Genomic DNA, 4,084 nt, shown 5'->3' on the forward strand with positions numbered 1-4,084 from the left:
GTGTATAAGAGACAGCTCACCAGCGTCCCCTACCTCGACTTCCCCGACCTCCGCATGGTTCTCGTCGGCGGCGAACCTCCCACGCCTACACTTATCAACACATGGAGTCAAAATCGCCTGTTCATCAACGCCTACGGCCCCACTGAAACCACCGTCAACGCCAGCATGGTGGCTTGCGGCAACGGACACGATACCGAGCCGACCCTTCTGCCCAGCACCAACAAACAGCTCTACATCCTAGACGACAATCTTCAACTGTTGCCCGTCGGCGCAGTCGGAGAACTTCATATCGGCGGCGTTGGTATTGCCAGAGGCTATCTAAATCGGTCTGACCTCACCGCAGAACGATTCATTCCAAACCCGTTCTTTAAACGCGGAAGTGAGCAACAGTCGCCCACTCTCTACAAAACAGGCGATCTCGCCACCTACCTCCCCGATGGCCGCATCAAGGTTCTAGGTCGTATCGACACTCAAACTAAGATTCGAGGCTTCCGCATTGAGTTAGGAGAAGTCGAACGTATTCTTCAATCTCATCTAGATATTAAAACGGTTCTGGTAATTGTGAGAGAAGATGAACCCGGTGATAAAAGACTAGTAGCTTACGGCATTCCTGCTAACAGCAACAGCGTAGAAGCCACTACCCCCGCTGATGTTCGCCAGTTTGTCGCCGAAATGCTGCCGCAATATATGGTGCCGTCTGTCTTTATGTGGCTCCCGGCGCTGCCACTCACCCCTAACGGCAAGGTGGACATAAAGGCGCTGCCCGCCCCCGTTGCGCTTTCTTCTCAGCCACAGGTTGCACCCCGCAGCGAAGCCGAAAAGTCTTTAGCACAAATCTTTTCACAAATCCTGTCTGTAGAATCCATCAGCATCTATGACGATTTCTTTGAACTTGGCGGACATTCCTTACTCGCAACTCAGCTAGTCTCTCAGTTATTAACCGTATTCGACGTTGAGATTACGGTAGTTGATTTATTTGAGGCCACTACCGTAGCGACGCTGGCACAGCGGATAGAACAAAAGCAGCACCTGGCTCAAATGCGGGCGGTCCAGATGCAACAGCCGGTAGATAACGAAGAGGAACGGGAGGAGATTGCACTGTGAACTCTATGGCAAAGAAATCAACAGAAGATTTTATCGGGTATCTCAAACCCGATGTGATTGCAGAGCCATTGATTAATCAGTGGTATGCCTGGAGCTATCTAATCTCTCCCGCAACGGCGGCGCGATATCTCACGCAGTCTCAGTTCAAGGTGATGCAGTCATTTGTGAACGCACCAGAGGTTCATGAAACTACGCTGAAAGATCCGGCCATGATGGGTGGGCCATTTATTCAGCATCCGGCTAGCCGCGTGGATGAAGTGCGATCGCTTCTCAAAAAAACAAAGAAAGAACAGCAGCGCCTCATCGCCCTCAGCGAAGCTATCGACACTCTCAACGCAATCCTTAAAGCTCATCCGCCTGGAAAGTCTCTCGAACCCCTCTATGCCAAGCTGCCCGCAGCCCTCAAAGGCTATGTAGAACTAGTCTACGATGCTTGCGACAGTGCTTCTATTCGCTTCATTGAGGGCTTACTTTACCGCAGCGAATACTACAGCGATGCAGGCCACAGCCTCATGCTGCGCGTTGCCGACTGCGATCAGCGGGCCTTCGTCATGAGCACACCTCGGCTCCCGGATAATGAGAGTTTGCCGTTGAGCATTCCTTTTACTGATGCTCGCCTAGATCAGCTTTTTCAAATGCGGTATGTGCCTCAGTCTGTCAAGGCGATCGCCACTCTCCTCAACATTTCCGCAGATGATCGACCTTTCTTCCATAGTCTCTTCACTCCCCACGCTCCGCGCAGATTCCAACCATACACAGGCGACGGTGTTCGCGTTCGCTATTTTGGCCACGCCTGCGTCCTCATAGAAATCAACAATCTCTCTGTTCTGGTCGATCCGCTCATCAGCTACGAGCATCCCACGGGTGTAGAGCGCTACAGCTACCTAGACTTGCCGGATACCATTGACTACGCCCTGATCACCCACAACCATCAGGATCACGTCATGCTAGAAACGCTGCTGCAACTACGCCATAAGATCAAGCATATTGTCGTACCCAGCAGTCAAAAAGGCTCCCTGCTCGATCCGTCTCTCAAGCTTGCACTTCAGCAAATCGGCTTCTCTAACGTCATTAACCTAGACGAATTAGATAGCATCTCACTGCCTGATGGAGAAATTACCAGCATTCCGGTACTGGGTGAGCATGGCGATCTCAACATCGCCGCTAAAAATGCCTATTGGGTAAAGATCAAGGGTCGTTCCATTCTCTGCGCCGCTGATTCCAACAATCTAGATACTGCTCTCTACGCTCACATTCACCATCTCCTTGGCGATCTAGATCTATTGTTCTTAGGTATGGAATGCGAAGGCGCACCCTATACCTGGGCCTATGGGCCACTGCTTCCCGAAGCCGTTTCACGTAGCCAATCGCAAACTAGAAGACTCGATGGCTCTAATGCAGATCGCGCCCACGCACTTGTACAGCAGCTCAACCCCCAACAGGTATACATTTACGCAATGGGCCAAGAGCCTTGGCTCACGTACATTACCTCTATTAACTATGAGCCGGATGCTGCGCCAATTGTGGAATCGGATCGGCTGGTTGAAATGTGTAAGCAGGATGGGAAAGAGTGCGATCGCCTATTCGGAAAAGAAGAAATCACGCTCTCGTCCAAACCCTTAACGAGGAAGACAACTTCACTCATTCCTATTGCGGCGATCGCACAGCCTTCAGACAGTCACGCTCAGACAAATAACCAGAAAGCAAAAGCTAGAATGTCCACCCCTGCTTCCACTCCCCTCAACACCAGTACCGCTGACGAGCTGACTCACTTTCTCACCCAGCTCCAATCTCTCGACATTCGCCTTTGGCTAGATAAAGGCACGCTTCGATGCAACGCCCCAAAAGGCGCACTCACGCCAGACATCACTGCTCAGCTCAAGAGAAATAAGCCTGCTATCATTGCGCTTCTCAAAGGCAGTGCAACTGAAGTTCAGAGTGAAAATAACAATATCACATCATCCAAATCTCACTCCAAGCCAATCTCTGAAGACTGGCAGCAAGACGTTATTCTCCCTCCAGAAATTCGGTCTAATTCCGATCAAACAGAAGAATCTTCACCATCCCACGCGCTCAACATTCTTCTTACAGGTGCAACCGGCTTTCTCGGCGCATTCTTACTCTGCGAGCTAATCCAGCAAACAAACGCTTCTATCTACTGTCTAGTCCGAACTGACAGCACAGATAATCCAATCGTAGGACTGAATAAAATCAAAGCTTGCCTATTAAACTACGGCATCTGGGAAAATAGCTTCGAGGAACGAATCGTTCCTATTGCTGGAGACCTGGCAAAACCTCACCTTGGTCTTTCACCAGAGGAGTTTCAAGACCTTGCCAGCTGCATTAATGTGATTTATCACAATGGCGCACAGGTTCATCACCTTTCTCCCTACGCAAAGCTAAGAGCCCCTAACGTCTTCGGCACCCGAGAAATCTTAAAACTCGCCTTTCAAAACAAACTCAAAACGCTTCACTATACATCCACGCTCAGCGTTCTACCGCCCACACCCCTTCCCGGCCAAACCAAAATTTATGAGCAATCCGATCTCAGCCGCTATCCGGTTCCTGTCGGCGGCTACAACCGCAGCAAATGGGTTGCTGAACAGCTTGTCGCTCAGGCGCGCGATCGCCATCTCCCCGTCACTATCTACCGCCCCGGCCCCCTCTCCGGCCACAGCAAAACAGGCGCATTCAACCCCAACGACTTTCTCTACCGGCTCATGCAGGGCTACATCCAATCCAGCGCGGCCCCCCAAGGAGAACTTCCCCTAGACATGCTCCCCGTAGACTACGCCAGCAAAGCCATCGTCTACCTCTCCCAGCAACCCAAAGCCCTCAGCAAAGCCTTCCACCTCATCCACCCTCAGCCCGCCTCCTCCGATCTACTCTTCACCGCCTGCCAAACCGCAGGCTACCCCATCGAAAGAGTCCCCTACGGCATCTGGCACCAAAAACTGCAACAAATCGCCCAAAACGATCC

General features: G+C 51.5%; 2 protein-coding genes. Both read left to right on the top strand.

Annotated features, from left to right (window positions below; genetic code table 11):
* Positions 1–1,104 (top strand): non-ribosomal peptide synthetase (locus IQ256_RS28600; RefSeq protein WP_193859079.1); only part of this gene is annotated, 1,104 nt, incomplete at its 5' end.
* A gap of 5 nt (positions 1,105–1,109) precedes the next feature.
* A partial coding sequence (locus IQ256_RS28605; protein WP_228025380.1) for a thioester reductase domain-containing protein occupies positions 1,110–4,084 on the top strand: 2,975 nt, incomplete at its 3' end.

This window comes from cf. Phormidesmis sp. LEGE 11477 (genome assembly GCF_015207105.1).
GTDB lineage: Bacteria > Cyanobacteriota > Cyanobacteriia > Phormidesmidales > Phormidesmidaceae > Phormidesmis.